Raw genomic sequence first — 2663 nt, 5'->3', positions numbered from 1 at the left:
TCCGCCTCCCATCGGTGCGAAATATGAATTTCGATCAACCACCGTGGGGGCGACCACCTTCAAAACCTGCACGACGACTCGGGCAATTCCTCCGGATGCTCCCAGACCACTTCCGCTGAGCAAAAAGGCCAGAAACAGCACAGTTCCGAGTGCCACCCCGGCCACATACGGGTTCCAGTACTGTTTGGGGATTTGATCCTTTGGGGTTGTGTCACTGGCCATTGCTTCGTCTCCCAAGATAGAGGAATGCGGCTTTAATCTCAGGTCCTGTTACGCAAGTGGTTTTCCGTTCTTATGCGATTTCGTTTTGCTGAGCCGATGTTGCGTCGCCAGCGGAAGGCTCTTCGACGATTTCATACCCGGTAATCATCGTTACAAAATGTTGCCACAGGGTTGGGCCCGTCGTGGCCAGATAAATGTGTGCGAGGACGAATGCGGCAAAAAACCATGCGCCCAGCATGTGTACGGCGGCGAGGTTGCCGATTCCCCCCACGCGGTGCATTAGCTCCGGAGAATATTGCATAAACCAAAGAGTCACACCGGTGACAACCTGAATAGGCAACAAGATATTGAGAATCGCCAGGTACGTGAGCTGCTGTAATGGATTGAGCCTCCGCTGACGTGAGCGCTGAAGCGGGTGAGGCTCGCCGTGGAACATTCCGTAGAGATAGTAACGCAGCTGCCGCCACGCCAGAACGTGCAACTCACGTGGCTCCGGTATCAGTTGCCTGACAGTGCCCGTCGTCACGTAGTAGAAGAATCCCAGAAAAGCATTGATCACAAGCAGCCATCCCACGACGTTATGCAGTCGCACGGCCGTAGCAAATGAAATGACACCAGCACTCCCAGAGTAGTGCACAGAAAAACCGGTAAAAAGGAGCGTCAGAATCACCACCGCCTGAAGCCAGTGCCAAAATCTTTCATAAAGTGTATAAATAAGCTCTTTCTGCATGGCTATGCCTTTCGCTACGTCAATGGATCTCCGCTTTCTTCTCAGCTTGGCGCGTTAATCGTGGCCACGAAAACCTCTGAACAACGACAGATGCGGAAAAACTCGAAATGACGCATGGACTCCGATTGCCATCACGATTCCCATGAAAGTAAGGAAACCAAGCCAGTCGACCCAGCCATGCCGGCTTTTCCCCAGAATGTAGAAACCGGCTTTTTCAGGCCTCGGGGTCAAAACCAACGCGGGATTTTCAGACGAGCGAGAAATTTTGAGTTCGTAAGCTTCCGGAATCTCACTACCCGGAACGAAGCGAGCCGAGCGCGATAGGTTGTCATCCCGAACGTTCCCCAAAGTGAAGCCTTGCCCAAGCAACGATTGCGAACTGTGGCACGTCTGGCACTGGCGGATCGCTAACCGCGCCGGCGCCACATCGTGGTGAATGCCAAACGGCCAAATCTCCACGACGTGTTCCGGAGAGGTTACGCCCACATTCTTCAGTCGGGTGGCGACTTCCGTCGGGGAATAACGGGGCGGCGTGTCCCGGTTTTGATAAGTCATTGAAAAAACGTGGGAACTCTCACCCCTACTCCTTTCAGCACTGTGAGACACACCGGAAAGAATTGCTTCCAAGTCCCGCAGTCTCACCGGTCGAGGGCTTGCTCCGGTATCGACCCAGTAACTCGCTCTCACGAGATTGTATGGCCCAAGTCTGAGCTCGCCGTCAACGGCCTTTCGCGGGAGAATAACAGGCCGAAAACCTGTGATCAGTGGGACCGTAGTCGAGTTGGACCAGGTGACTCCTCGCCACTGCAAAAAAGGCTGACCGTCAGCAGGGGCCGACCAATCGATCGCCTCGAGGGCTGGAGCGTAAACCGCGGGAATGTGGCATGTTTCGCATTCCAGTCTGGCGAGGTGCACCGCTCGGAACGGCAACCACTCGTGGGCCTGGGTGGCGTCGTGGCAGTCCCGACAGGTTCGCATCGTGCCGGTAAACTCGGGGGCGATCTTTCCCTGAGCGGTGTCACCTTTTGCAAATTGATGACTCGGACGCTCCAGATACTCCGCAAATGACAAGCGCCGCGGTTCGAACCGGAGATGCTTTAAACGACCCCGCCCGGGCGGCTCAAAAAGCGCCGGATTGTCCAGGGGAAAATGACAGTGGCGGCAATCCAGAAGGGATGCCGCATGAATATCCCACGGGCGGGCCAGGTTCTCTTTTCCAGCGACGTTCAACTCCGAATCACTTATCCGTTGCGGCGAAAAAATTTGTCCCTTCGTGAGCGTGGACCAGTCAGACCAGCTTATTTCCAGGCACGAGAGTCGTTCGTGGGAAGCGACGACTTTTCCGTGGCACAGGCCGCAGTGCGCGGCGGTGGGCCGTTCGATGCGAAAAGTTTGAGCAACCACCGCCCCGCGTTCATCGAACGCCTGCTTGTTATATTCCCACTGGGTGCCCTTCCGTACCACTGCACCTGTGTTGACCAAGGTGGCCGTCACCGCCCAGGCAAAACGCCCGGCTTTGATTTCCTCGATTCGAGCGGTATTATCCGGGGAGTGGAGATGGCACACGAAACAGTCCATCTCTAGTGTGCCCGAACTGCTCCAATCCCACCGCACGGGTTGATTACCGGACAACGTGGACATCAGGTCGGGATCCCAGCCTGATTCCGATGGTATGCCAGGCGTTGAAGAAGATGCCTGGTCAGAGGCAGAC

At 55.7% G+C, this 2663-nt stretch carries 3 protein-coding genes; all 3 read right to left on the bottom strand.

The window, feature by feature from the left end; genetic code table 11:
* Positions 1-222, bottom strand: a 222-nt coding sequence (locus tag ABJK56_RS16675; RefSeq protein ID WP_347245810.1) for a hypothetical protein, incomplete at its 3' end; no start/stop codon positions are given.
* Positions 223-292: 70 nt separating this feature from the next.
* Complete coding sequence (locus ABJK56_RS16670) at positions 293-952, bottom strand: cytochrome b/b6 domain-containing protein (RefSeq protein WP_347245808.1); 660 nt, start codon at positions 950-952, stop codon at positions 293-295.
* A 54-nt stretch (positions 953-1006) separates the two neighbouring features.
* A partial coding sequence (locus tag ABJK56_RS16665; RefSeq protein WP_347245807.1) for a hypothetical protein occupies positions 1007-2663 on the bottom strand: 1657 nt, incomplete at its 5' end.

The sequence above is a fragment of the Thermogutta sp. genome (genome assembly GCF_039793925.1).
GTDB lineage: Bacteria > Planctomycetota > Planctomycetia > Pirellulales > Thermoguttaceae > Thermogutta.
The sequence above is the reverse complement of the archived record's forward strand: the minus strand, read 5'-3'. Positions and strand labels throughout refer to the sequence as shown.